This window comes from Azospirillum lipoferum 4B (assembly GCF_000283655.1).
GTDB lineage: Bacteria > Pseudomonadota > Alphaproteobacteria > Azospirillales > Azospirillaceae > Azospirillum > Azospirillum lipoferum_C.
The window spans coordinates 485,120-508,010 of record NC_016623.1 but is presented as its reverse complement, the minus strand read 5'-3'; the positions used below and the strand labels follow the sequence as shown (position 1 = coordinate 508,010).

General features: G+C 68.8%; 20 protein-coding genes. 8 read left to right on the top strand and 12 right to left on the bottom strand.

Annotation, left to right across the window (positions count from 1 at the left end; genetic code table 11):
* Window positions 1-11: 11 nt before the first annotated feature.
* Together AZOLI_RS23670 and AZOLI_RS23665 are read right to left on the bottom strand one after the other, a co-directional pair.
* Window positions 12-1,649, bottom strand: coding sequence for a GMC family oxidoreductase (locus tag AZOLI_RS23670; protein ID WP_014249729.1), 1,638 nt, complete (start codon window positions 1,647-1,649; stop codon window positions 12-14).
* A 121-nt stretch (window positions 1,650-1,770) separates the two neighbouring features.
* Window positions 1,771-2,700 carry a LysR family transcriptional regulator gene (locus AZOLI_RS23665; RefSeq protein ID WP_014249728.1) on the bottom strand — a complete coding sequence of 310 codons (930 nt, stop codon included), beginning with the start codon at window positions 2,698-2,700 and terminating at the stop codon, window positions 1,771-1,773.
* Window positions 2,701-2,827: 127 nt separating this feature from the next.
* Here AZOLI_RS23665 and AZOLI_RS23660 point away from each other — a divergent pair, with 127 nt between their 5' ends.
* Both AZOLI_RS23660 and AZOLI_RS23655 read left to right on the top strand, forming a co-directional pair.
* Complete coding sequence (locus AZOLI_RS23660) at window positions 2,828-3,472, top strand: DsbA family protein (protein WP_014249727.1); 645 nt, start codon at window positions 2,828-2,830, stop codon at window positions 3,470-3,472.
* 40 nt (window positions 3,473-3,512) lie between these two features.
* Entirely contained in the window at window positions 3,513-4,424 is a 912-nt protein-coding gene (locus AZOLI_RS23655; RefSeq protein WP_014249726.1) for an MBL fold metallo-hydrolase, read from the top strand.
* 61 nt (window positions 4,425-4,485) lie between these two features.
* On the opposite strand, the gene AZOLI_RS23650 is transcribed toward AZOLI_RS23655, so the two are convergent.
* The 5 genes from AZOLI_RS23650 to AZOLI_RS23630 form a co-directional block, all read right to left on the bottom strand.
* The gene (locus AZOLI_RS23650) at window positions 4,486-5,370 is read right to left on the bottom strand and encodes a DMT family transporter (protein ID WP_014249725.1); all 885 of its coding nucleotides are present in this window, start codon (window positions 5,368-5,370) and stop codon (window positions 4,486-4,488) included.
* Between the two features lie 20 nt (window positions 5,371-5,390).
* Window positions 5,391-7,904 (bottom strand): cation:proton antiporter, encoded by a 2,514-nt coding sequence (locus AZOLI_RS23645; RefSeq protein ID WP_014249724.1) that lies wholly within the window; start codon window positions 7,902-7,904, stop codon window positions 5,391-5,393.
* 135 nt (window positions 7,905-8,039) lie between these two features.
* Entirely contained in the window at window positions 8,040-8,816 is a 777-nt protein-coding gene (locus AZOLI_RS23640) for an ankyrin repeat domain-containing protein (protein ID WP_044552873.1), read from the bottom strand.
* A 213-nt stretch (window positions 8,817-9,029) separates the two neighbouring features.
* Window positions 9,030-10,205 (bottom strand): putative Phospholipase A(1), encoded by a 1,176-nt coding sequence (locus tag AZOLI_RS30530; protein WP_014249722.1) that lies wholly within the window; start codon window positions 10,203-10,205, stop codon window positions 9,030-9,032.
* 4 nt (window positions 10,206-10,209) lie between these two features.
* Window positions 10,210-10,560, bottom strand: a complete 351-nt coding sequence (locus AZOLI_RS23630; protein ID WP_014249721.1) for a hypothetical protein — start codon at window positions 10,558-10,560, stop codon at window positions 10,210-10,212.
* A 192-nt stretch (window positions 10,561-10,752) separates the two neighbouring features.
* Here AZOLI_RS23630 and AZOLI_RS23625 point away from each other — a divergent pair, with 192 nt between their 5' ends.
* Entirely contained in the window at window positions 10,753-11,382 is a 630-nt protein-coding gene (locus AZOLI_RS23625; RefSeq protein WP_044552872.1) for an OmpA family protein, read from the top strand.
* 33 nt (window positions 11,383-11,415) lie between these two features.
* Here the strand turns inward: AZOLI_RS23625 and AZOLI_RS23620 are convergent, their stop codons facing one another.
* The 3 genes from AZOLI_RS23620 to AZOLI_RS23615 all read right to left on the bottom strand — a co-directional run bounded on the left by AZOLI_RS23620 (window position 11,416) and on the right by AZOLI_RS23615 (window position 13,505).
* Window positions 11,416-12,330, bottom strand: a complete 915-nt coding sequence (locus AZOLI_RS23620) for a LysR family transcriptional regulator (RefSeq protein WP_014249719.1) — start codon at window positions 12,328-12,330, stop codon at window positions 11,416-11,418.
* Window positions 12,331-12,437: 107 nt separating this feature from the next.
* Complete coding sequence (locus AZOLI_RS31655) at window positions 12,438-12,995, bottom strand: hypothetical protein (RefSeq protein WP_014249718.1); 558 nt, start codon at window positions 12,993-12,995, stop codon at window positions 12,438-12,440.
* A complete protein-coding gene (locus AZOLI_RS23615; protein WP_044552870.1) occupies window positions 12,996-13,505 on the bottom strand; it encodes a DUF4365 domain-containing protein in 510 nt (169 codons plus the stop codon).
* A 221-nt stretch (window positions 13,506-13,726) separates the two neighbouring features.
* Between AZOLI_RS23615 and clpB the strand changes: the two genes are divergently transcribed.
* Window positions 13,727-16,411, top strand: coding sequence for an ATP-dependent chaperone ClpB (gene clpB, locus AZOLI_RS23610; protein WP_014249716.1), 2,685 nt, complete (start codon window positions 13,727-13,729; stop codon window positions 16,409-16,411).
* Window positions 16,412-16,534: 123 nt separating this feature from the next.
* Here clpB and AZOLI_RS23605 read toward each other — a convergent pair whose 3' ends face one another.
* On the bottom strand, window positions 16,535-17,314 hold the full coding sequence (locus tag AZOLI_RS23605) for a hypothetical protein (protein WP_162488394.1): 780 nt from the start codon (window positions 17,312-17,314) through the stop codon (window positions 16,535-16,537).
* Window positions 17,315-17,402: 88 nt separating this feature from the next.
* Here AZOLI_RS23605 and AZOLI_RS23600 point away from each other — a divergent pair, with 88 nt between their 5' ends.
* The 4 genes from AZOLI_RS23600 to AZOLI_RS23585 are packed head-to-tail and all read left to right on the top strand — an operon-like array spanning window position 17,403 to window position 20,843.
* On the top strand, window positions 17,403-18,188 hold the full coding sequence (locus tag AZOLI_RS23600; RefSeq protein WP_014249714.1) for an SDR family oxidoreductase: 786 nt from the start codon (window positions 17,403-17,405) through the stop codon (window positions 18,186-18,188).
* A gap of 23 nt (window positions 18,189-18,211) precedes the next feature.
* Window positions 18,212-19,579 carry an aminodeoxychorismate synthase component I gene (pabB, locus tag AZOLI_RS23595; protein ID WP_044552865.1) on the top strand — a complete coding sequence of 456 codons (1,368 nt, stop codon included), beginning with the start codon at window positions 18,212-18,214 and terminating at the stop codon, window positions 19,577-19,579.
* Window positions 19,576-20,382 (top strand): aminotransferase class IV, encoded by an 807-nt coding sequence (locus AZOLI_RS23590; RefSeq protein ID WP_014249712.1) that lies wholly within the window; start codon window positions 19,576-19,578, stop codon window positions 20,380-20,382. Before pabB ends, AZOLI_RS23590 begins: the two co-directional genes overlap by 4 nt.
* A 17-nt stretch (window positions 20,383-20,399) precedes the next feature.
* Window positions 20,400-20,843, top strand: a complete 444-nt coding sequence (locus AZOLI_RS23585; RefSeq protein WP_014249711.1) for a hypothetical protein — start codon at window positions 20,400-20,402, stop codon at window positions 20,841-20,843.
* A gap of 181 nt (window positions 20,844-21,024) precedes the next feature.
* On the opposite strand, the gene hutU is transcribed toward AZOLI_RS23585, so the two are convergent.
* Window positions 21,025-22,707: a urocanate hydratase gene (gene hutU / locus AZOLI_RS23580; RefSeq protein ID WP_014249710.1), complete on the bottom strand. Its 1,683-nt coding sequence runs from the start codon at window positions 22,705-22,707 to the stop codon at window positions 21,025-21,027.
* Between the last annotated feature and the right edge of the window lie 184 nt (window positions 22,708-22,891).

The window sequence follows — 22,891 nt, the reverse complement described above, 5'->3', positions numbered from 1 at the left end:
CCTTAATTCCTCTACCCCCGCAACGCCGCGCGGCGGTCCGCCCGCATCAGGGCGGCGCCGCGTTCGGCGATCATCACCGTCGGCGTGTTGGTGTTGCCCGAGGTCAGGGTCGGCATCACCGAGGCGTCGATCACCCGCAACCCGCTCACGCCCCGCACCCGCATCTCCGCATCGGTGACGGCGGTGGCGTCGTCCTTGCCGCCCATCCGGCAGGTGCCGACGGGATGGAAGATGGTGGTGCCGATGTCGCCCGCCGCGCGCGCCAGCTCCTCCTCGGTCTGGAAGCTGGGGCCGGGCTTGTATTCCTGCGGATGATAGGGGGCGAGCGCCGGCTGCGCGACGATGCGGCGGGTCAGCGCCAGCGCCTTCGCCGCCTTCGCCCGGTCGGCCGGATCGGACAGGTAGCAGGGGGCGATGGCCGGATTCTCGCGGTGGTCGGCCGCGGTGATCCGCGTCCAGCCGCGCGAGGCCGGGCGCAGGTCGCAGACGCTGGCGGTGAAGGCCGGGAAGCCGTGCAGCGGATCGCCGAACTTCTCCAGCGACAGCGGCTGCACATGGTATTCCAGGTCGGCCGTCTCCATCTCCGCCGAGGATTTGGCGAAGACGCCGAGCTGGCTGGGCGCCATGGTCAGCGGTCCCTTGCGGAACAGGGCATATTCCAGCCCCATCATCGCCTTGCCGAACAGGCTGCCGGCCCGCTTGTTCAGCGTCAGCACCCCATCGACCTTGTAGATCATGCGCAGCTGCAGATGGTCCTGCAGGTTGGCGCCGACGTCGGGCGCGTCCAGCACCACCGGAATCCCGAGTTTCTTCAGATGCTCCGCCGGCCCGATGCCGGAGCGCTGGAGAATCGCCGGGCTGCCGATGGCTCCCGCCGCCAGCACCGTCTCGATCCGTGAGGTCGCCCGCGCCGGCTCCCCCTTCACGGTGAAGCGGACTCCGGTGACGCGGCCGTCGGCGATCTCCACCTTGTCGATGGCCGCCTCGATGGCGAGCTTCAGGTTCGGCCGGTCGAGCGCCGGGCGCAGGAAGGCCTTGGCCGCGCTCCAGCGGATGCCGCCCTTCTGGTTCACCTCGAAGCTGCCGACGCCGAAATTGTCGCCGCGGTTGAAATCGTCGGAGCGCGGGATGCCGGCCTGCTGCGCCGCCTCGGCGAAGCGGTCCAGCAGGTCCCAGCGCAGCCGCTGCCGCTCCACCCGCCATTCGCCGCCGCTGCCATGCATCTCGTCGGCGCCGCGCCAGTAATCCTCGCTGCCCTTGAAGACCGGCAGCACCTCCTTCCAGCTCCAGCGGGAATCCCCGGTGATGGCGGCCCATTCGTCGTAATCGCGCGCCTGCCCGCGCATGGCGATCATGCCGTTGATCGACGAACAGCCGCCCAGCACCTTGCCGCGGGCATAGTGGATGCTCCGGCCGTTCAGCCCGGCCTCCGCCTCCGTCTTGAAACACCAGTCGGTGCGCGGATTGCCGATGCAGAACAGGTAGCCGGCCGGGATGTGCAGCCACACCCAATTGTCCTTGCCCCCGGCCTCCAGCAGCAGGACCGAGACGTCCGGATCGGCCGACAGCCGGTTTGCCAGCACGCAGCCGGCCGTACCGCCGCCGGCGATGATGTAGTCGAAGCTGCCGAAATCGAGCACGTCCGCCATCCGCTTCCCTCCCGGGGGATTTATCGATTTGTCAGACATATTAGATTGCTGACCGGACGAACGATCCAGCAAAATTTTGCCGCAGCGCTGTCGTTTCCTGTCGACCTGCGGCGTTGCCCCGTCAGTCCGCGGCTTTCCGCCGGCGCCGTTCATGGTCGGTCAGCAGATCGACGAAGGCGCGCACCTTGGTCGGACGGAATCGGGCGGCCGGAAAGACGGCATGGATCCCGCCCGACGGCAGGCTCCAGTCGGGGAGGATGTGAACCAGCCGGCCGGAGGCGAGGTCGTCCGCCACGCAATAATCCGGCAGGACCGACAGCCCCGCACCCTGGCGCACCGCCTCGCGGACGGCGAAGGTCGCATCCAGGGCGATGGCGGCCCGCAGCGCCACGCCGCGCCGTTCGCCGGCCGAGGACGGCGAGGCGGCGAACGTGAACTGCCAGTTCAGCGGGTCGCGCAGCGCCGCGTTGGCGACGAAGGGCAATGCGGCGATGGCATCCGGAGCGGCAGCGCGGTGCAGCCTTGCGGCCAGGGCGGGGGTGCCGACCAGCAACTGGCGGAAACTGCCGAATTGCCGGGCCTGCAGGCTGGTGTCGGCCAGCCAGCCGACGCGGATGGCCAGATCGAAATTGCCGGCGACGAGATCCAACGACTGGTCGGACAGGGCCATGTCGGCCCGGCAGGCCGGATGGGCGGCGGTGAAGGCGGCGATGGCCGGCACGACCACCGAGACGCCGTAATCGAACGGAGCCGTCAGCCGCAGCAGGCCGGACGGTGCCGCCGCGCTCTCCGCCAGTTCGGCGAAAGCGTCGTCGGCTTCGCGCAGGATCACCACGCAGCGCCGGTGAAACGCCATGCCGGCCTCGGTCGGCCGGACCTTGCGCGTGGTGCGGACCAGCAGGGTGGTCCCGACCTCCTCCTCCAGCCGGGCGACCTGCTGGCTGACCACCGCCTTGGTGATCCCCAGCCGTTCAGCCGCCGCGGTGAAGGAGCCGGTTTCGACCACCGCCGCGAAATAGGCGATGCGGTTCAGGTGTCTGGGATCGCTCATGGCCCGACCGGCCGGCTCCGATTGTTTGTCAACAGCATACGATATGTCCATTTCATGCCGTCTATACAGCACAATCGCCGCCGGATAGGGTCTGCTCATTCGATCAGCCTCAGCCGAGCGGGCAATCATGAGCCGGACCAGAACCGTCACCTATCTGTTCGACCCGCTGTGCGGCTGGTGCTACGGCGCCTCGCCGGCCGTCGCCCCGCTTGCGGCGGTCGCCGACCTTGCGCTGGAGCTGCTGCCGGTCGGGTTGTTTTCGGGAGCCGGAGCCCGGCCGATGGACGATGCTTTCGCCGCCCATGCCTGGGCGAACGACCAGCGCATCCAGGCGTTGACCGGCCAACCCTTCGGCGAGTTCTACCGCAGCCGCGTGCTCGCCGACCGGCAGCGCCGGCTCGACAGCGGGCCGGCGACGCTCGCCCTCGCCGCGGTGGCGATGACCGCGGCCGACCGGGAATTTCAGGCGCTCGCCGCCATCCAGTCCGCCCGCTATGCGGATGGCCGGGACATCACGGCGGTCGAGACGCTGGCCGACATCCTGGCCGGGCTTGGCCTCGACACGGCAGCGGCCCTGCTCGCCGAAGGGGCGGAGGAACTGACCGTCTTCGATGCCCTGCGGGTGGAGCGCGGCCGGCAGCTGATGGCCGCCTACCGGGCAAACGGGGTGCCGACCCTGCTGTATGACGACGGCACGCACCGCCGGAAGCTCGATTCCGAAATCCTCTTCTCCAAGCCCGGCAGGCTGGCGGCGCTGCTGCAGGCCCAATAGCCGCCGGAACACAGCCGCAAAACACCGAAGGACAATGACGATGATCAGCCGCAGGGACATCCTTGCCACCACGATGCACGCCCTGGCTCTGGGTGGCGTCGCAACCCTTCTCCCCTCCGCATCCGCTTTCGCCGCCGCCGGCGCTCCCCTCTCCTGGCGTCGCTTTCCCGCCGGCGAGGCCGGCTTCTTCCGGGCGCCGGTGCTGCTGTCGGGCAGCCGGGAGGCGATCCTGATCGATGGCGGCTTCACCCTGTCCGACGGCAAGGCGCTGGCCGAGGCGATCCAGGCCAGCGGCCGGACGCTGACCGCCATCTATGTCAGCCAGAGCGACCCCGACTATTATTTCGGCCTGGGTCCGGTCAAGGCCGCCTTCCCCTCCGCCCGCGTCATCGCCGCAACCGCGACCGTCGAGGCCATCAAGGGCAATGTCGAGAAGAAGCTGGCGGTCTGGGGGCCGAAGCTGAAGGAAAACGGTCCGCAGACCCTTGCCGACGTGGCGATGCCGGAGCCGTTCGACGGCCCCTCGCTGACGCTGGAGGGCCAGTCCATCGAGATCGTCGATGCGCAGGGGCTGGCCAACCGCCGCTATCTGTGGGTTCCGTCGCTGGGTGCGATCGTCGGCGGGGTGATGGTCTTCTCCGGCCTTCATGTCTGGACCGCCGACACCCCGACCGCCGAAGCGCGGGCCGCCTGGGTCCGCGCCCTGGACAACATGGCGGCGCGGAACCCCGCCCTGGTGGTCGCCGGCCATGCCGCGCCGGGCACCGGCACCGACCCGGCGGCCATCGCCTACACCAAGGCCTATCTGCTGGCCTTCGAGGAGGAACTGTCGAAGGCCAAGACCAGCGCCGACCTGATCGCCGCCATGAAGCGGCGCTACCCCGAGGCCGGGATGGGCATCGCGCTCGACATCGGCGCCAAGGTGGCGACCGGTGAGATGAAGTGGGGATGACGGAGCGGCCGGGACGGCGGGGGCCGGGCAGCCGGACCTCCCCCGCCGTCGCGGCGCCCCCTCACTTCCGGTTGACCAGCGCCACGCCGCAGACCGCCACCGCCATGCCGGCCAGCGCCACGATGCCCAGCTTCTCGCCGAACAGCATCCAGGCGATCAGGGCGGTGACCGGCGGGGTCAGGTAGAACAGGCTGGCGACCTTGGCCGCCGCACCGCGGCGGATCAGGGCGAACAGCAGGAAGATGGCGCCGACCGACAGGACGAAGCACAGCCACAGCAGGGCGAAGACGAACTCCCCCGTCCACTGCACCTGCATCGTCTCGGTCAGCGGGGCGGCGACCGCCAGGGCCAGGGCGGTCGCGCCATACTGGATGGCGGTGCCGCTGCGCAGGTCCATGCCGCCGCCATGGCGCTTCTGGTACAGGGTGCCCAGCGTAATGCCGACCAGCGCCACCAGGGCGTAGCCCAGCGGGACCAGATGCGCCGCATCGACCGACAGCTTCTCCCGCACCACCATCCCGACGCCGGCAAGACCCAGCAGCAGGCCGGCCCATTGCCGGCCGCTCACCCGCTCGCCCAGCAGCGGGCCGGACAGCGCGGCCGTCAGCAGCGGCTGGATTCCGACGACCAGCGCGGTGACCCCCGCCGGCAGGCCGCGCGCGATGGCGATGAAGATGCCGCTCAGATAGACCCCATGCACCAGCAGCCCGGCCAGCGCGATCCGCCCCGTGGTCGGCCAGTCCTTCGGCCAGGGCGCGCGGGTGGCCAGCGCCACCAGCGCCAGCACCGCCGCGACCAGCGCCAGCCGGATCAGCAGGAAGGTCAAAGGCTCCACATAGGGAAGCCCGTATTTCGCCCCGATGAAGCCGGTGCTCCACAGCAGCACGAAAAGACCCGGCATCAGGCGCAGCCAGGTCTGGCCGCCGCCCGTCGCGGTCTCGCCCATGAAAAATTTCCTTCCTGCGGTCAGCTCACCGCCGGGACGGCCGGGGACGACTTCGTCGGTTGCCGGCGCGCCTCGGCGACCGCCTGGATATGGGACTGCAGATTCGCGTCCTTCTGCACCAGCCGGCGGAAATCCTTCTCATCCAATACCAGCAATTGGCAATAGCCCAGCGCCCGCACGTCTGCATTGCGCCGTTGGCGGGTCAGCAGCGCCATCTCGCCGAAGAAGTCGCCGGTGCCCAGCGTCACCGGCTCCGCCAGATTGGGCACCAGCACCTCGACCGCGCCGGACGCGATGAAGAACATGGCGTCGCCGCGCTCGCCCTTGCGCACGATGGTCTCGCCCGGCAGGGCCAGCTGTGCCCGCAGCAGCGTGGCGATGGTCGTCACCCGCTCCGCCGGCAGGCCGGCGAACAGCGGCACCCGTCGCACCAGCTCCGCCACGTCGAAGCGGACATCCAGCTTCGGCAGGCGCTCCAGCACCCGGCGGCGCTGCTCCAGGTCGCGCTCCAGGTCGGTCAGCACCTCCTGGCTGATGATCGATTCGGCGTAGAGGGTCCGGTAGTCGGCCTGCTCCAGCCGCAGGGCGGCGCGGCCGACATAGCGGCTCTGCAGCACCACCGCATAGTCGGGATACTGCAGCTTCAGGGCCGACAGAGCCTGCTCGACGATGCCCAGCCGGCCGACCAGCATGCCTTCCAGCTCGAACGCCACCTCCTGCCCCAGCACGCGGGCCAGCCGGTCGCGGGTGAAGGCCAGCAGTTCGCGCAGGACGGTGCGCACGGCGACCAGCACCTCGAACCGCATCGACAGGCGCCGGGCCAGCGGGCGATGGATGCCGAAGCGGCGTTGCAGCCAGCTGGCTCCCCGCATCCAGGGCGAGAAGGCGATGAAGGGCTCCTCGAAGGCGCGGTAGCCGTTGCGGCCCTGGGCCTTGACGGCGTCCAGCAGCCGGCCGCTGCGCCCGGCGAGCAACTCCATCACCGCGCGCGACACCATCCCTTCGGAGAAGTGGGCGTAATAGAGCTCTTCCTCGCGATTCACCAGGATGACGAGACCGATGGTGATGCGGTCCTCATTGGACAGCTTCGTCTCGTCCCGGCTGTCCTGGTCGATCTTCTTCAGCCGCTCCTCGTAACGGGCGATCATCACGTCCTTGACGGCGCCGTCGACCTCATAGGTCTGGGCGACGGCAGCGACGCGGTCGCGGATGCTGTCGGTGGACAGCGCCAGCGCCCGGTTGCGCATGGCGCGCTCCACCGGCGTCAGCTCGTCCAGCTTCAGCACGCGGATCAGCCAGCGCAGCGTGGTGCCGTTGACGAACAGAGTGACGAAGACGAAGCCGGTGACCATCACCGCGACGAAGCTCTGGACACGGTCCGGCACCCGGAAATTCTCGGTCACCGCCAGCGCCAGCGTCAGCGACACCGCCCCGCGCAGGCCGCCCCACAGCATCACCGACTTGTAGGAGTTGCTGACCTTCTGCGCCAGACCGGCCCAGGACAGCACCGGCAGCAGGCCGAACAGCACCACCGCCCGCGCCGCGAAGGCGGCGGCGACCACCACCAGTACCAGCCCGACCTCCGCCCAGCCGGCATCGGCCATCAGCCGCGGCACCAGGATGGCGGTCAGCAGGAAGATCATCGAGTTGGCCCAGAAGCCCAGCTGCTGCCAGACATGCTCCATGGCGCCCCAGGTGGCGGGGGAGATGCGGGTGCGTCCGACCGACCCGATGACCAGGGCCGAGGCCACCACCGCCACCACGCCGGACGCCCCGACATAATGCTCGGCCAGCACATAGGACAGATAGGCCAGCGCCACCGTCAGCGTGATCTCCGCCATCGGCTGGTTGCGCATCGGCTCCACCAGCATGCAGACGATGCGGCCGCAGACATAGCCGGTGACGACGCCGCCGGCGAAGTCGCGCAGGAAGTCCAGCGCAGCCGCCCCCAGCCCGCCATGGGAGGTTCGCGTCAGCATCTCCAGCAGCAGGGTGAACAGGGCGATGGCCGCGGCGTCGTTCAGCAGGCTCTCGCCCTCGACCAGCGTGGTAAGCCGCCGCGGCGCGCCGAGGTCGCGGAAGATGCCGATCACCGCCGCCGGATCGGTGGAGGCGACGATGGCCCCCAGCAGCAGGCAGGCGACCAGCCCCAGCGAGGTGAACAGGCTGACCGCATAGCCGACGGCAAAGGTGCAGACGAAGACCGCCACCACCGCCATCAGCAGGATCGGCCCCAGATCGTCGAACAGCCGCCGCACATCGACCGCCAGCGCCGTTTCGAACAGCAGGATCGGCAGGAAGACATGCAGCAGGATGTCGGACGAGACGTCCAGCTCGGCCAGCGAGTTCAGGAAATCGTGGAACGGGTCCTTGCCCGGCCCGGCGAAGGTCTGGATCACCGCGCCCAGGGCCACGCCGACACCCGCCAGCAGCACCGTGTAGGGCACCTGGAAGCGCGCGGCCAGCGGCGGCAGGAAACTGACGAGGGCGAGAAGCCCGGCAACGCCGAGGACTTGGATGACGATGTCGTGCATGTTCCCACGGGGGCGGCGGCGGCGTGGGCTGCACGGTATCGCTGCACTGTGGCGGGAGCAAGACCGGGAACCACGGAGTCCTGCGGCAAAAATGGTCCCGGACCGCGAGCCCCTTGCATCGTTGGGACGGGACGGTCAGCGCGGCGGCGGCGCCGCGATCCCGCGCGACTGCAGATACTGCTGGCAGCGCCGCTGCCAGTCCGCAAGCGGCGAGGACGGGTCGAGGGCGGCGTGGAAGATGTAGTCGGCCGCCGCATCGTCCGACACCGGCGAGCGGTGCAGCGCGTCGGCGTTCCGGCCCAGCAGATAGGCGACGACATGGAACTGGTTCATGCGGGCCAGCACCAGCGTCACCGTGCTGCCGCTCTCGTCGGTCGCCTCGATGTCGGCGCCGGCATCCAGCAGCATGCGGACGGCATCGGCGTTGCGGCGCAGGCCGGCATTGACCAGCACCGGCTCGCCGATGGAATTGCGGGCGTTGGGATCGCCGCCGAAGGCAAGCAGCAGCCGCAGCCAGTCGGTATCGGTGCCCGACGCCACCATGGTCAGCGCCGATTCCCCGTCGCGGGCGCGGCGGTTGGGATCGGCCCCGGCCTCCAGCAGGGCCTTGGCCCCCGCCTTGCTGTTGTTGGCGATGGCGAACAGCAGCGGTGTCATCCCCTCCGTTCCGCCCGCGTTCGGATCGGCGCCCGCGGCGGCGAGCTGGCGCACGGCGGCGGCGTCCCCCCGTCCGGCGGCGTCGGCCAGCCTTGCCGTGGCGGCATCGGGGAAGAAGTGGCTGGCGGGCGGCAGAGCGGCCATGGCGGACCTCGCGGCGAAGGGGGTGGGAAGGAGCGTCCAGCCGGCTGCGGCCAGCGCCACCAGGATCAACAGCCGGCGGAGAAAGGTAATGCCGGGCTTGGGCGGAGGCACGGGAGCTGACCCTCGCCTGCCGGAAAAGCCCCTCTCCCCTTGCGGGAGAGGGGTTGGGGTGAGGGGTAGCAAGTCTGAGCTTCCACCGGCCTTCGGCCGGCTGCACCCCTCATCCCAACCCTTCTCCCACAAGGGGAGAAGGGCTTCATAGACGAAACGCCGCTGCTCCAAGCTCAAAGTTGATGATCCCTATTCATTGAGTGCCCCTCACCCTCACCGGTGCAGGGCTGCACGCAGCTGGCCCTCGTCCGCGCGCTTCTGCTTTTCCAGCGCGTTGATCGGATAGGCCATGCCGTGCTTGGTGACGGAATCGGCGGCGACGCCCTTGACATACTCCATGCCCTTCTTGCCCGCGGCGGCACCCTGGAAGGCGTTGCCATGCTCGTCCACCGCCTCCAGCGGCACAGTCCTGCCGATGCTGGTCGGCATCGGCCCGACGAGGTTCTGCGCGGTGGTCAGCACCTCGCCGCCGACCTGATAGTTGGTGACCTTGCCGGCATTGGCGCGCGATTTGCCGAAGGCGGCGACCGTATCGTCCTTCAGGCCGGCAGTGTTGAAGGTGGTGCAGGGCACGTCGGCCACCACGGCGCCGGCGGTCGCCAGCCCGCCGCCCAGCGAATGGCCGGCCATCTCCAGCCGCGGCCCGACCTTGCTCTTGACCTTCTGCGCCGCCTGGATCGCCCGCTCGTAATAGTCGGAGCGCAGGCCGATACCCTGCTGCAGGTTGTTGACCCAGTCCTCCTTGGCGGTGAAGGTGGTTCCCTTCGGCACCAGCACGACCTGCGGCGGGGATCCGAACACCTTGGGGTCCGCCACATACAGCTCCGCCCGGAAACCCGAGGCGGTGCCGGGGTTCAGGTCGCTGGGGACGAGGCCGTATTTGCGCAGCTCCGCCGGGTCGTCGCTCAGCCGGGTCCAGCCCGGCGGCGGGGTCTTGGGCGAGTCCGGCCCGTTCTCGTGGTGATAGACGTCAGCGGCCAGCCTTGCGCGCTCCACCGCCTTGTTGTCGCGGGCGAAGCGTTCCGTCACCTCCGGCAGGACCTTCTTCCCGCGCGCCTCCTCGATCAGCGCCTGCCGTTCGGCGACCCGCTTCGCCTTGGCGTCGATCTCCGCCTGGGAACAGGGGATGGTCGGGTTCTTGGCGGGAACGGGGGCGTTGCGGCGGAAACGATCCGCCAGATCGTCGGTCAACGTCTGGCCGGCGGCCTTAGCGCCGCGCTTGGCCGCTCCGCCGAAGTCGCCCTCCAGCACCGCCGCCCCGGTCTCCTTCAGGCCGGCCTTGACGGTGTCGGCCGCCATCCGGCCGCCGGTGCGCAGGGTCTGGTAGGTCGCCTTGGCCTTCGCCGTGGCGCTTCCGGCCATGTCGGCCAGCGTGGACAGGATCGCCATGGCGTCAGTCCCGCTGCGACAGGGCGGCGATCATGGCGTCGACCCACTCGGTCAGCCATTCCGCCTTGCGGTCGGCGGTCATCGCCGGGTCGGCCAGCACCTCGCGCGCCGCCGGGCTGTCCTCGTCGAAGCGGTCGCCGGCCAGCGCCGCGGCGACGATATAGCAGGCGACCTGCCAGCGCGTGGTCAGGCCATGCCCCTCGGCCCGCGCCAGCTGGTCCCGCCCGAACGCGAGGAAGCGGTCGGCCGGCACCGGGTCGGCATCCGGGAAGCGGTCGGCGAGGTAGCGATGCACCGCGCGGATCAGATCCTCTTCCCCCAGCCGGTCCATCTGGGCCTGCGACAGAACGAACACGGTGCACCCCGATCGATTGCGCTACCAGGGTATGATAGAGGTGCAATCATTGACAGAAAAGCGACAACGCCGGGTTTTCACGGCTGAGTTGGCTCGGGAGAGCACAACTGGACGGTCCGGTTCTGGAACCCGGGCACCCGGTCGACTACCATGGCGCCGGCTTTGCCCGAATCGGACATAGGGGACAGGGGAATGGGGACGGTCAGGGTCTTGCGGCCGGCATTTGCCGGATTGGCGTTGTTGCTGGCGCTGCCGATGGCGTTTGGCGGCGTGGCGGCGGCCACCGAACCGACCGCCGCCCCCACCACGTCGGAGGATTTCATCCGGGCCCTGCGGCCGGACACGCCGCCGTCCGACGAGATGCCAAACGAGAAGCCCAGAACCCGCGGCCTCGCGCTCGGCACCGGTGGCGCTGGCGAACCGCCGCCACCCCCGTCTCCATCGGCGCCCGCCCCCACCGCCATGAAGCCGAAGACGGCCCCGAGGATCAGCTTCCAGGTGGAGTTCGCCTTCAACTCGGCGGAACTGACACCGAAGGCCGCCGGCATCCTCGACGAGCTGGGCCGCGCCCTGACCTCTCCGGATCTGGCGGCCTACCGCTTCCAGCTGACCGGCCACACCGACGGCGTCGGCAATCCCGATTACAACCTCGCTTTGTCGAAGCGGCGGGCCGCGTCGGTGCGCGATTACCTGACCCGGAGATTCGGCGTGTCGTCCGGCCGGCTGGTGGCCATCGGCCGCGGATCGCAGCAGCTGCTCGACCCCGCCAACCCGGCCAGCGACGCCAACCGCCGGGTTGAGATCGTCAATCTCGGCTCCTGACCGCCGGGAACCCGGCAGCGGGGCAATGGCGGCTCAGCGCCAGCCGCCGTCGCGCGTCAGCCCGGCCAGGATGTCGCGCAGGATGGCGTGCGCCGCGCGGGCGGCGACCGGCATCGGCCGGCCGGCGGCATGGGCCAGCAGGATCGTCCGGTCGATCTGCGGATCGACGATGGGCAGCCCGGTCAGGCGATCCGCCACCGTGCCGTAGCGCGCCACCCGCTCCGACAGCACGGTATAGCCGCAGCCTTCCGCCACCAGCGCCTTGATCTGTTCCAGCGCGTCGATCTCCATGGCGACAGTGACGCGGGCGCGGGCCAGCACTGCCGCATGCTCCACCTCCTCGCGCACGCCATGCGGGCGGCCGGGCAGGATCAGCGGCAGGGCCAGCGCCTCGGCGAAGGGGATGGAGCGGCGCCCGCGCAGCAGCGGGTCGTCCGCCGGCCCGACCAGATGCAGGCTTTCCCGCGCCACCAGCTCCGTCTCCAGCCCGCCCATCTCCTCGGCACCGAACACCAGCGCCAGATCGAGCTGCCCCGACAGCACCCATTCCAGCATGTGGCCCGACAGCCCTTCCACCACCCGCAGCCGGATCTGCGGATGGGCGCGGCGCACCGCAAGCGCCAGCGGCACGGTCAGCACCGGCCCCAGCGAGGTCGGGATGCCGACCGTGGCCGGACCGGCGGGGACCGCCTCCACAGCACGCACTTCGTCGCGCAGCCCGTCCATCGACTCGATCAGCGCCGCCGCCCGCTGCGCCAGCCGCCGCCCGCTTTCGGTCGGCACCACGCCGCGCGCCGTGCGCAGCACCAGCTGGCAGCCGAAATCCTCCTCCATCCGCTTCAGATGCAGGCTGAGCGCCGGCTGCGCCACCCGCAACGCCTCCGCCGCGCGGGAGATCGAGCCATGCTCGACGATGCCGAGGAAATAGCGAAGCTGCCGCACATCCATGGCATCGATGTTCCGTTTGTCAACAATTCAGCATTTTAGATTGCGTGAAGCCGACATCATACCAGCATGGCGATATTGGCGAAACTGCATGCGTTACGACATTAGGGTCAGCAATGACCGGCGTCACGGCCGATAAGTGCTTTCATGAGTTTAATGGTTAACTCATCTGATCCGGCTTCCAAAGCTTCTTTTACCGCTTCTTCCGCAGCTTGTGATGCAAGGGAAATAAAACGGACAAGGTCATCAAAATGACAGGGTTCATCGTTGCCCGACATCTCTTTAATAATTGACTGTAACTCACGTGCAATTTCTTTTTGCTTCTCAATTAGCTCTTTCTGATGAGGATGCACGTCAATGGAGCCACTCCGAAGAAGGAGATCGGTGCAAACGGCCGCTACGGCTCGCCTTTCAAGCCGCGCCAGGGTCTGCACGATGTCTTGCATGCGCCACTGGTAATCGGCGACATCGTTCGTAGTCGGCAAAACGAGTTCTTTTTTCGTAGCTCCCTTACCAAGCGAATAGATTCGAGCATGCGGTCCGTATGGCCCGGCATCCTGCCAGCCATGTGCCTTCAGATAAGCCGCAACCCTCTCATGGGGAAGGTAACGCACGACCTGGGTTGTTCGCGCGCTGAATATTTCCTGGTTCAAGGCGTCCGTTGACATTTACGCCCCTTTCCGACTGTCACGGTCGGATTGCTCAAGGATGTTCAGGATAGCATGGTGATCGAATATGTTCTCCGGGGAAAAATGCACGGCGACGCTATCGGTAACGATGGCTGGAGCTCCCCGCATATCCTTCCAGAATGCGGCACGGCGCAAGAACAAGCCATCCTCGGTGACTGAGAGCCAAGATTCCCGCTCGACTGGCATGTCCAGCACGACAAGTAACATTGGGCAGGTTGCGTCCCTGCGCAAGAGGTCGTAGGTGCGACGGTCGAGCTGAAAAGAGAGCATCTTTCCCGCTCCGATCCGCGCCAATCTCGTCGTCGCTTTGGCCTGTACGGCAAGGCGGGCGGTGCCCGACCCCTGGATAGGCGAAACCCAGAAATCCAAGCCGTTCCGATCGACCGGTAGACTTAAGACCTGGCATCCCGCCCGTGCCGCGACGGCTGTCAGATAGGCGTAGGATAGACGCTCCTGAATATCGCTGTCCTTGGTGGTGACGATTTCCATGAAAGCAACCCAAAAGCCATGCCCACGTCTTTGATAATCGCTTCCATAGCATGTGTTGCAGCAAATGCGCATCCACTGAACCTGAAGTCTCCCCTCTTGATCGCCGCAATTCCGTTAACCATTTACCCATCAGGCACCGGGCGGTCGCGCATTTTGCGGACCGCGGAGGCGCCGTTCCGCGCCGGATGACTGGGCGGAAGACCTTGGAAACGGAGTGCCGGATGGACTTCGGTCAATTCACCGATCGTGCGCGCAGTGCCATTCAGGCCGCGCAGATCGCCGCCCTTGCCGAGCGGCATCAACAGCTTCTCCCCGAACATCTGCTGAAGGCGCTGATCGACGACGCCAGCGGCGTGGCGGCGCGTCTGGTGCGCGATACCGGCGGCGATCCCGACCTGCTGAAGTCCGCGACCGAGGAACAGCTGTCGCGCGCTCCGGTCCAGCCGGGTGCCAACGAAGGCCCGCAGCCGCTCTACATGTCGCCGGCGCTGGCCGCCGTGCTGCAGGGCGCCGTCGCCTCGGCGCGCAACGGCGGCGACCGCTTCGTCACCGCCGAACGGCTGCTGGAAAGCCTCGCCCGCCAGAGCGGCCCGCTGCGCGCCCTGTTCCGCCGCGCCGGCGTCGATGCCGACGCGCTGGCCGCCGCCGCCGATGCCCAGCGCAAGGACCATCCCGCCGACGCGGAGACCGAAACCACCTCCGGCGAGGCGCTGGCCCGCTACACCCGCGACCTGACGGAAGAGGCGCGGCAGGGCCGGCTCGACCCGGTGATCGGCCGTGACGACGAGATCCGCCGCACCATCCAGGTCCTGGCCCGCCGCACCAAGAACAACCCCGTGCTGATCGGCGAGCCCGGCGTCGGCAAGACCGCCGTGGTCGAGGGGCTGGCCCAGCGTCTGGCCTCCGGCGACGTGCCGGAAGGGCTGAAGGACCGGCGCGTCCTGGCGCTCGACCTCACCGCGCTGCTGGCCGGCGCCAAGTTCCGCGGCGAGTTCGAGGAGCGGCTGAAGTCGGTCCTGAGCGAGGTGCAGGAGGCCAACGGCCGCATCATCCTGTTCATCGACGAGCTGCACACCCTGATCGGCGCCGGCCGCACCGACGGGGCGATGGACGCCGCCAACATGCTGAAGCCCGCGCTGGCGCGCGGCGAGCTGCGCTGCGTCGGCGCCACCACGCCGGACGAGTACCGCAAATACATCGAGAAGGACGCGGCGCTCGCCCGTCGCTTCCAGCCGGTGACGGTTGACGAGCCGTCGGTGGACGACGCCGTGTCGATCCTGCGCGGCATCAAGGGCAAGTACGAGGTGCACCACGGCGTGCGCATCGCCGACGCGGCGGTGGTCGCGGCGGTCAACCTGTCGGCGCGCTACATCGGCGACCGCCGGCTGCCCGACAAGGCCATCGACCTCGTCGACGAGGCGGCGAGCCGCCTGCGCATGGCCATCGACAGCAAGCCGGAGGCGCTCGACGCCGTCGACCGCCGCGTCGCCCAGCTGAAGATCGAACGCGAGGCGCTGAAGGCCGAGCCGGACGCCGCCTCGCAGGAACGGCTGCACGTCCTGGAAGGCGAACTGGTCGAGGCGGAAGCCCGCCAGTCCTCGATGGAGGAGGAGTGGCGCGCCTCGCAGTCCCGCCGCACCGAGGGCCGCCGCCTGAAGGAGGAGCTTGACCAGGCCCGCACCAGGCTGGAGCGCGCCCAGCGCGACGGCGACTGGGCCAAGGCCGGCGAGCTGGCCTATGGCGTGGTGCCCGACCTGGAGAAGCGTCTGGCCGAGGCCGAATCGCGCGCCAGCACCGAGCGTGACGAGGTGACGGCCAAGGACATCGGCGCCGTCGTCACCCGCTGGACCGGCATCCCGGTCGAACGGATGCTGGAAGGCGAACGCCAGCGGCTGAAGGGCATGGAGGACAAGCTGGCGGAGCGCGTCGTCGGCCAGAAGGAGGCGGTGCGCGCGGTGTCCAAGGCGGTGCGGCGTGCCCGTGCCGGGCTGAAGGACCCCAGCCGGCCGACCGGTTCCTTCCTGTTCCTCGGCCCCACCGGCGTCGGCAAGACCGAGCTGGCCAAGGCGCTGGCCGCCTTCCTGTTCGACGACGAGACGGCGATCACCCGCCTCGACATGTCGGAGTATATGGAGAAGCACGCGGTCAGCCGCATGATCGGCTCGCCGCCGGGCTATGTCGGCTATGACGACGGCGGCTCGCTGGCCGAACGCATCCGGCGCCGGCCCTATCAGGTCGTGCTGCTGGACGAGGTGGAGAAGGCCCATCCCGACGTGCTGAACGTCCTGCTGCAGGCGCTCGACGATGGGCGGCTGACCGACGGGCAGGGCCGCACCGCCGATTTCCGCCACGCCATCCTCATCATGACCTCCAACCTGGGGGCCGAGGCGCTGAGCGCCTTGGGCGACGACGAGGACATGGCCGGCGTGACGGTGGAGGTGATGGACGCGGTGCGCAAGGCCTTCCGGCCGGAATTCCTCAACCGGTTGGACGATGTCCTGATCTTCCGCCGGCTGGGCCGGGACCAGATGTCGCGGATCGTCGATATCCAGCTGGCTCGCGTCAACGAGCGGCTGGCCGAGCGCGGCGTCACCCTGGCGGCGGACGCCGCAGCCAAGCGGCGGCTCGGCGATCTGGGCTGGGATCCGGCCTTCGGCGCCCGTCCGCTGAAGCGCGCCATCCAGGGCCTTGTCGAGGATCCCATCGCCGAGCGCCTGCTCGACGAGGAGGTGGAGGGCAAGACCACCATGACCCTGTCGGTCGTCGATGGCCGGCTGGCTCTGGACGGCGTCGTGGTCGAGGAGGACCGCGCCCACGGCTTCAAGGCGCCGGAGCGTCCGCCGCTGGGCTTCGCCCTGCCGCCGGTGGCAAGTTCCGCCAACGGACGGGAGGCATCGGTCCACTGACCGGTGGGTCGCGCATGGTTCCGCGATGATGGAAAAGGCTTCGGGCGCCCGGCGTCCGAAGCCTTTTTCCGTCAGGTTTTTATGTCCAGACAACCGGCGGTTATCAGGTCGGCGGATGGATCGTCACCATTTGGTCTTCAACTGCTTGGCGCCGTCGCTCGACCAGATGATGGCGATGGCGTCCACCACCAGGGCCGCATTCGCCTTCTCGTTCTGCTTCCAATCGCCGCACAGCATCATGATCGTCGCGATGGCGCACAGGCAGCCGCCGCGCGCACCTTCGATCAGGCTCCTGCAGTGATCTTCTTTCGGGCTCTTGTCGCGGCAGTATTTCCGGATAGACCAGATTCGGTCGGCGATCAGCGGAATGCCCACGGTGAAGATGCTGACGGCCTTGATTGCTTCGTTGTTCTCCTTGCGATTGATGACGTAGGTCAGGTTCTCCTTGCATTTGCCGCAGCTACAGGTGTAGCCGGACCGCTCCGTTGCGGCGTTGCGCAGGTCATGCAGGGCGAAGATGCCGTTGGCGTTGATCCCGACGGACAGCGCGCCGAGCCACGGCCCCAACGCAGCCCCCAGCGGAAACAGCGTGACGGAGCCGATCGCCACATTGACGGTCGTGGTCGCCACCCCGGTCATCGCCGTGACACCGTGTTGCAGGCCGGATTGCGCAACTCCGATCACGGCCATCTTGGAATATTTGATCAGCTTGGCGCGCGTCTCGCTGAAGGGCTCGAAATCCTTTTCCTTCGGCGCGTCGGCATCGAACATTTCCGCGAGTTCGAACAATTTTTTGGGAGGAGGAAGCGGCATCCCTGAAACCTTCGGATGAGAGGGTCGAAATGGCAGGACGGCGGAGCCATTACAGTCGAAAGCGATAGGCAGGCAACAATCAGGTGACAAGCGGTCGGCCCTCCGAAACGACGGCATCGGTCGTGCCAATTGTCTGCGGGTCTGCTACATCTCCGCACCGCAACATCGGGAGGCAGACATGGCCGCAACGATCCCATCCTATCTGTCGAACTTCTCGCTCGCCGGACAGGTGACGCTCGTCACCGGGTCGGGGCGCGGGCTGGGGCTGGAAATCGCGCGGGCGCTGGCCGGGTCGGGCGCGCATGTGCTGCTGAACGGCCGCGACGCCGCGACACTGGACGCCCGCGTCGAGGAGATACGGGCTGCCGGCGGGAGCGCGTCGGCTCTGGCCTTCGACGTGTCGGACCGGGCGGCGGTGCGCGATGCCTTCGCCCGGATCGACCGGGACCATGGGCGCCTCGACGTGCTGGTGCAGAATGTCGGGCAGCGCAACCGCAAGCCGCTGGCCGAGTTGACCGATGACGAGATCGTGGCTCTTCTCGACGTCGATCTCGCCTCCAGCCTGATCCTGGCGCGGGAGGCGGCGCGCCTGATGCTGCCGCGGGGCCGGGGCCGTCTGATCGCCATCACGTCGGTCGCCGGGCAGATCTCGCGGGCCAACGACAGCGTCTATGCCTCGGCGAAGGCGGGGCTGAACGGCATGGTGCGGGCATTGGCCGCCGAGTACGGTCCGCATGGCCTGACCAGCAACGCCATCGCACCCGGCTTTTTCGCAACCGAAACGAATGCGGCCATCGCCGCCGATCCCGAACGCGGGGCCTATTTCGCCAACCGCACGACGATGCGCCGCTGGGGCCGGCCGGAGGAGATCGCCGGGGCGGCGGTGTTCCTGGCGTCGGCCGCGGCGTCCTATGTCAACGGCCATGTCCTGGTCGTGGACGGCGGCGCCACCATCTTGATGTGAGCCGCCGGCCGATTGACACCGCCATGCTGACCATACCGATCTCCTGCGGCGACCCCGCCGCCCTGTTCCGCCCCTGGAGCGCCGAGCCCTGGGCCATGCTGCTCGACAGCGCGGCGCCCCATCCGCAGAACGGGCGCTTTTCCTATATCGTTGCAGAACCGTTCCAAACCGTCGAATCGATTGACGGACGGACGCTGGTCGATGGGGCGCCGGTGCCCGGCAGTCCCTTCGACGCGCTGGAACGGGCGCTGGCAGCATATCCCCTGCCCTCCGCCGGCCCGGTTCCCTTCACCGGAGGAGCGGTGGGCTTCGTTGGTTACGAGTCCGGAACGGCTTTGGAAGGGTTGCGCTCCCGCCATGGCAATCCGGGTGGACAGCCGGACATGGCCTTCGGCCTCTACGATGTCGTCGCCGCCTTCGACCGCGAAACGCGCAGCGCCTGGGTCATCGCTGCCCGGCCGGAGGCGGAGGAACGCGCCCGCCGCATGGCCGCGCGGCTATCCGTTCCACTACCGGAACAATCGGCCGGGCCGGCCCCGCTGCACTGGCGGTCGGAGCTGTCGCGTCCCGACTATCTCGACCGGGTCGGCCGGGTGCTGGAGTATATCCGGGCCGGCGACATCTATCAGGCGAACTTCACCCAGCGCTTCCTGGGCGATGTGGACCGGTCCATCGACGCCTATGCGCTGTATGAGCGCCTGCGCCGTCTCAGCCCGGCGCCCTTCGCCGCCTTCCTGAACTGCGGTCCCCGGCTGCGGCTGGCCGGCGCCTCGCCCGAGCGCTTCATCCGGCTGCGCGCCGACCGGACCATCGAGACGCGGCCGATCAAGGGCACCCGCCCGCGCCATGCCGATCCGGCGGCCGATGCCGCGGCCGCGGCAGAGCTGTCGGCCAGCATCAAGGACCGGGCGGAAAACCTGATGATCACCGACCTGCTGCGCAACGACCTGGCGCGCGTGTCGGAGGTCGGCAGCGTCAGGGTGCCGGTGCTGTTCGGGCTGGAGAGCTTCGCCAGCGTCCATCATCTGGTGTCGGTCGTCACCTCCCGCCTGCTGCCGGGGCTGGGGCCGGTCGATCTGCTGCGCGCCGCCTGCCCCGGCGGATCGATCACCGGCGCACCGAAGATCCGCGCCATGCAGATCATCGACGAGCTGGAGGTCGCCCGCCGCGGCGCCTATTGCGGCTCGGTGGCCTGGATCGGCTTCGACGGCGCCATGGACAGCAACATCGTCATCCGAACCCTGTCGGTGACGCAGAACCACGTCATCGCCCAGGCCGGCGGCGGCATCGTCGCCGATTCCGATCCGGCGGCGGAACATGAGGAAATGCTGGTCAAGGCCCGCGCCCAGCTGCGCGCCGCCGGCGATCCAGCGGTGGAGGGACTGCAATGACCATCTGGCTGAACGGCCAAATGCTGCCCGCCGCCGAGGCGCGGATCGACCCGGCCGACCGCGGCTTCACCCTTGGCGACGGCCTGTTCGAGACGATCCGCATCAAGGACGGCCAACCGCGCCACCTGCCCCGCCATCTCGCCCGGCTCACCGCCGGAACCGCCCTGCTGCGCCTGCCGCTGCCCTACGAGTCCGCGGCGCTGTCGGAGGCGATGGCGGCGCTGATCGCGGCGACCGGCACCAAGGACGGCGTGCTGCGCCTGACCCTGTCGCGCGGCACCGGCGCCCGCGGGGTTCTGCCGCCGCCCGATGCCCGTCCGACGGCGATGATGACGGTCGCTCCCGCCGCCCACATGACGGCGCCGGTCGCCGCCGTGATCGCCCGCAGCACTCGCCGCAACGAGCATTCGCCCTTGTCGCGGCTGAAATCGCTGAACTATCTGGATTCCATCCTGGCCCGGCAGGAGGCGGCGGAGCGCGGCGCCGACGAGGCGCTGCTGCTGAATTGCGCCGGCCGGCTGGCCGAATCCAGCATCGCCAACCTCTTCCTGTCGGTCGGCGGCCGGCTGCTGACCCCGCCGGTCGCCGACGGCGCCCTTCCCGGCATCCTCCGCGCCCTGATCCTGGAGCGCCATGGCGCGGAGGAAGCGCCGCTCACCCCCGACGACCTCGCCCGCGCCGACGAGGCGTTCCTGACCAACAGCCTGGGCCTGCGCCCGCTGCTGTCGGTGGACGGCGCTCCGGTCGGAAACGGCTCCGCCGGTCCGGTCCTCGCCCGGCTGCTGGCCGAACCGGACCTCTAAGCAATCGAGGGACTGTCATGATCGAAACGGTGAGCTATCCCGAACTGACCGCCATCGGCTTCATGGTCGAGGCAAGCCGGGAGGACCTGCCGGCGGCGGTATCGGCAGCGTGGGAGCGCCTGTTCGCCGCCGACAGCGGGGCGACCTCCTTCGCGGCGGTGTCGCTGCCGGAGGAGAACGGGCTGCAGCGCGAACTGGTGGGATTCCTGGCGGCCAAAGCCACGGAGATCCCGCCGGGCATGGTCCGCGTCGATCTCGATGCCGGCCGCTATCTGCGGCTCATCCAGGACGGCCCGGTCTCCGCCATCCCGGACGGCTTCGCCCGGCTGCATGCCCATGCCGAGGCGAACGGCCTGAAAGTGAGCGGCATCGCGCTCGACTTCGGCCACCGTCCGGGCTTGCCCAACGGCCGTCACGAACTGCATCTGGCGCTGACACCGCAACTGCTGGCGCTGGGGTGACGGCGTAAAGCCCTCTCCCGTCCCGGGAGAGGGAGGGGACCCACGAAGTGGGGAGGGTGAGGGGGATCGCGACAATCCCGAACCGCATGGCTCCGTGCCCAACCCCTCACCCTTCCCACCGCTTCGCGGCGGGCCCCTTCCCTCTCCCGGGACGGGAGAGGGAGAAGTAGCCCCACCCCCCCTACTTCAAAAACGGCAGGTTCAGCCCCTGCTCCTTGGCGCAACTGATCGCGATGTCATAGCCGGCGTCGGCATGGCGCATCACGCCGGTGGCCGGGTCGTTCCACAGCACGCGCTCCAGCCGCTTGGCGGCGGCGGCGCTGCCGTCGCAGACGATGACCATGCCCGAATGCTGCGAGAAGCCCATGCCGACGCCACCGCCATGGTGCAGGCTGACCCAGGTCGCGCCGCTGGCGGTGTTCAGCAGCGCGTTCAGCAGCGGCCAGTCCGACACGGCATCCGATCCGTCCTTCATCGCCTCCGTCTCGCGGTTCGGGCTGGCGACCGACCCGCTGTCGAGATGGTCGCGGCCGATGACGATGGGGGCCTTCAGCTCGCCCGACTTCACCATTTCGTTGAAGGCGAGGCCCAGCCGGTGGCGCTGCCCCAGCCCGACCCAGCAGATGCGCGCCGGCAGGCCCTGGAACTGGATGCGCTTGGCCGCCATGTCGAGCCAGTTGTGCAGGTGCGGATCGTCGGGGATCAGCTCCTTCACCTTGGCGTCGGTCTTGCGGATGTCCTCCGGATCGCCGGACAGCGCCGCCCAGCGGAACGGGCCGATGCCGCGGCAGAACAGGGGACGGATATAGGCGGGAACGAAGCCGGGGAAGTCGAAGGCGTTCTCCAGCCCCTCCTCCTTCGCCATCTGGCGGATGTTGTTGCCGTAATCGACGGTCGGAATGCCCATGGCGTGGAAGGCCAGCATCGCCTCCACCTGCACCCGCATCGACTTGCGCGCCGCGGCGGCCACCGCGGCCGGCCGGCTTTCGCGCGCGGTCTCCCACTCCTCCAGCGTCCAGCCCTGCGGCAGATAGCCGTTCACCGGATCATGGGCGGAGGTCTGGTCGGTGACGATGTGCGGCCGGGCCTTGATGTCGGTGGCGGCGCGGCGCGCCAGTTCGGGGAAGACGTCGGCGGCGTTGCCGAGCAGCCCGACGGAGATCGCCTCGCCCTTCGCACAGGCCTCGTCGATCCAGGCCAGCGCCTCGTCCAGGTCGGCGGTGTGGCGGTCGAGATAGCCGGTGCGGATGCGCATCTCGATGCTGCTCGGGCGGCATTCGACCGCCAGCATGCAGGCGCCGGCCATGGTGGCGGCCAGCGGCTGCGCCCCGCCCATGCCGCCCAGGCCGCCGGTCAGGATCCACTTGCCCTTCAGGTCGCCGTTGTAATGCTGGCGCCCGGCCTCGACGAAGGTCTCGTAGGTGCCCTGGACGATGCCCTGGCTGCCGATGTAGATCCACGACCCGGCGGTCATCTGGCCGTACATCGCCAGACCCTTGCGGTCCAGCTCGTTGAAATGCTCCCAGGTCGCCCAGCGCGGCACGAGGTTGGAGTTGGCGATCAGCACGCGCGGCGCATCGGCATGGGTGCGGAAGACGCCGACCGGCTTGCCGGATTGCACCAGCAGGGTCTCGTCGTCGTTCAGCGTCTTAAGCGCCGAGACGATGCGGTCGAAGCTTTCCCAATCGCGGGCGGCGCGGCCGATGCCGCCATAGACGACCAGCTCCTGCGGCCGCTCGGCGACATCGGGGTCGAGGTTGTTCATCAGCATGCGCATCGGCGCCTCGGCGAGCCAGCTCTTGCAGCTCAGTTCGGGGCCATGCGGGGCACGGATGACGCGCTGGTTGTCGAGGCGTGATGACATGGGTTGGTGGCTCCTGGTGGGAGGGGTCTTGGTATGCAAGGTATTTTTCCCCCTCCCCATCCCTCCCCCGCTCTCGGCCGGCCAACGGCCGGTCCGATCGCGGGAGAGGGGGTTAAGCGCGGGAGCGGCGGAGTTCCCTCTCCCGCCGGAAGGCGGGGGAGGGTTAGGGAGGGGGCGGCGGGCG

Coding starts and splice junctions, on each gene's coding strand:
- AZOLI_RS23670 (WP_014249729.1), bottom strand. CDS start 1,649: ATGGCGGACGTGCTCGATTTCGGCAGCTTCGACTACATCATCGCCGGC.
- AZOLI_RS23665 (WP_014249728.1), bottom strand. CDS start 2,700: ATGAGCGATCCCAGACACCTGAACCGCATCGCCTATTTCGCGGCGGTG.
- AZOLI_RS23660 (WP_014249727.1), top strand. CDS start 2,828: ATGAGCCGGACCAGAACCGTCACCTATCTGTTCGACCCGCTGTGCGGC.
- AZOLI_RS23655 (WP_014249726.1), top strand. CDS start 3,513: ATGATCAGCCGCAGGGACATCCTTGCCACCACGATGCACGCCCTGGCT.
- AZOLI_RS23650 (WP_014249725.1), bottom strand. CDS start 5,370: ATGGGCGAGACCGCGACGGGCGGCGGCCAGACCTGGCTGCGCCTGATG.
- AZOLI_RS23645 (WP_014249724.1), bottom strand. CDS start 7,904: ATGCACGACATCGTCATCCAAGTCCTCGGCGTTGCCGGGCTTCTCGCC.
- AZOLI_RS30530 (WP_014249722.1), bottom strand. CDS start 10,205: ATGGCGATCCTGTCCACGCTGGCCGACATGGCCGGAAGCGCCACGGCG.
- AZOLI_RS23625 (WP_044552872.1), top strand. CDS start 10,753: ATGGGGACGGTCAGGGTCTTGCGGCCGGCATTTGCCGGATTGGCGTTG.
- AZOLI_RS23620 (WP_014249719.1), bottom strand. CDS start 12,330: ATGGATGTGCGGCAGCTTCGCTATTTCCTCGGCATCGTCGAGCATGGC.
- AZOLI_RS31655 (WP_014249718.1), bottom strand. CDS start 12,995: ATGTCAACGGACGCCTTGAACCAGGAAATATTCAGCGCGCGAACAACC.
- AZOLI_RS23615 (WP_044552870.1), bottom strand. CDS start 13,505: ATGGAAATCGTCACCACCAAGGACAGCGATATTCAGGAGCGTCTATCC.
- clpB (WP_014249716.1), top strand. CDS start 13,727: ATGGACTTCGGTCAATTCACCGATCGTGCGCGCAGTGCCATTCAGGCC.
- AZOLI_RS23600 (WP_014249714.1), top strand. CDS start 17,403: ATGGCCGCAACGATCCCATCCTATCTGTCGAACTTCTCGCTCGCCGGA.
- pabB (WP_044552865.1), top strand. CDS start 18,212: ATGCTGACCATACCGATCTCCTGCGGCGACCCCGCCGCCCTGTTCCGC.
- AZOLI_RS23590 (WP_014249712.1), top strand. CDS start 19,576: ATGACCATCTGGCTGAACGGCCAAATGCTGCCCGCCGCCGAGGCGCGG.
- AZOLI_RS23585 (WP_014249711.1), top strand. CDS start 20,400: ATGATCGAAACGGTGAGCTATCCCGAACTGACCGCCATCGGCTTCATG.
- hutU (WP_014249710.1), bottom strand. CDS start 22,707: ATGTCATCACGCCTCGACAACCAGCGCGTCATCCGTGCCCCGCATGGC.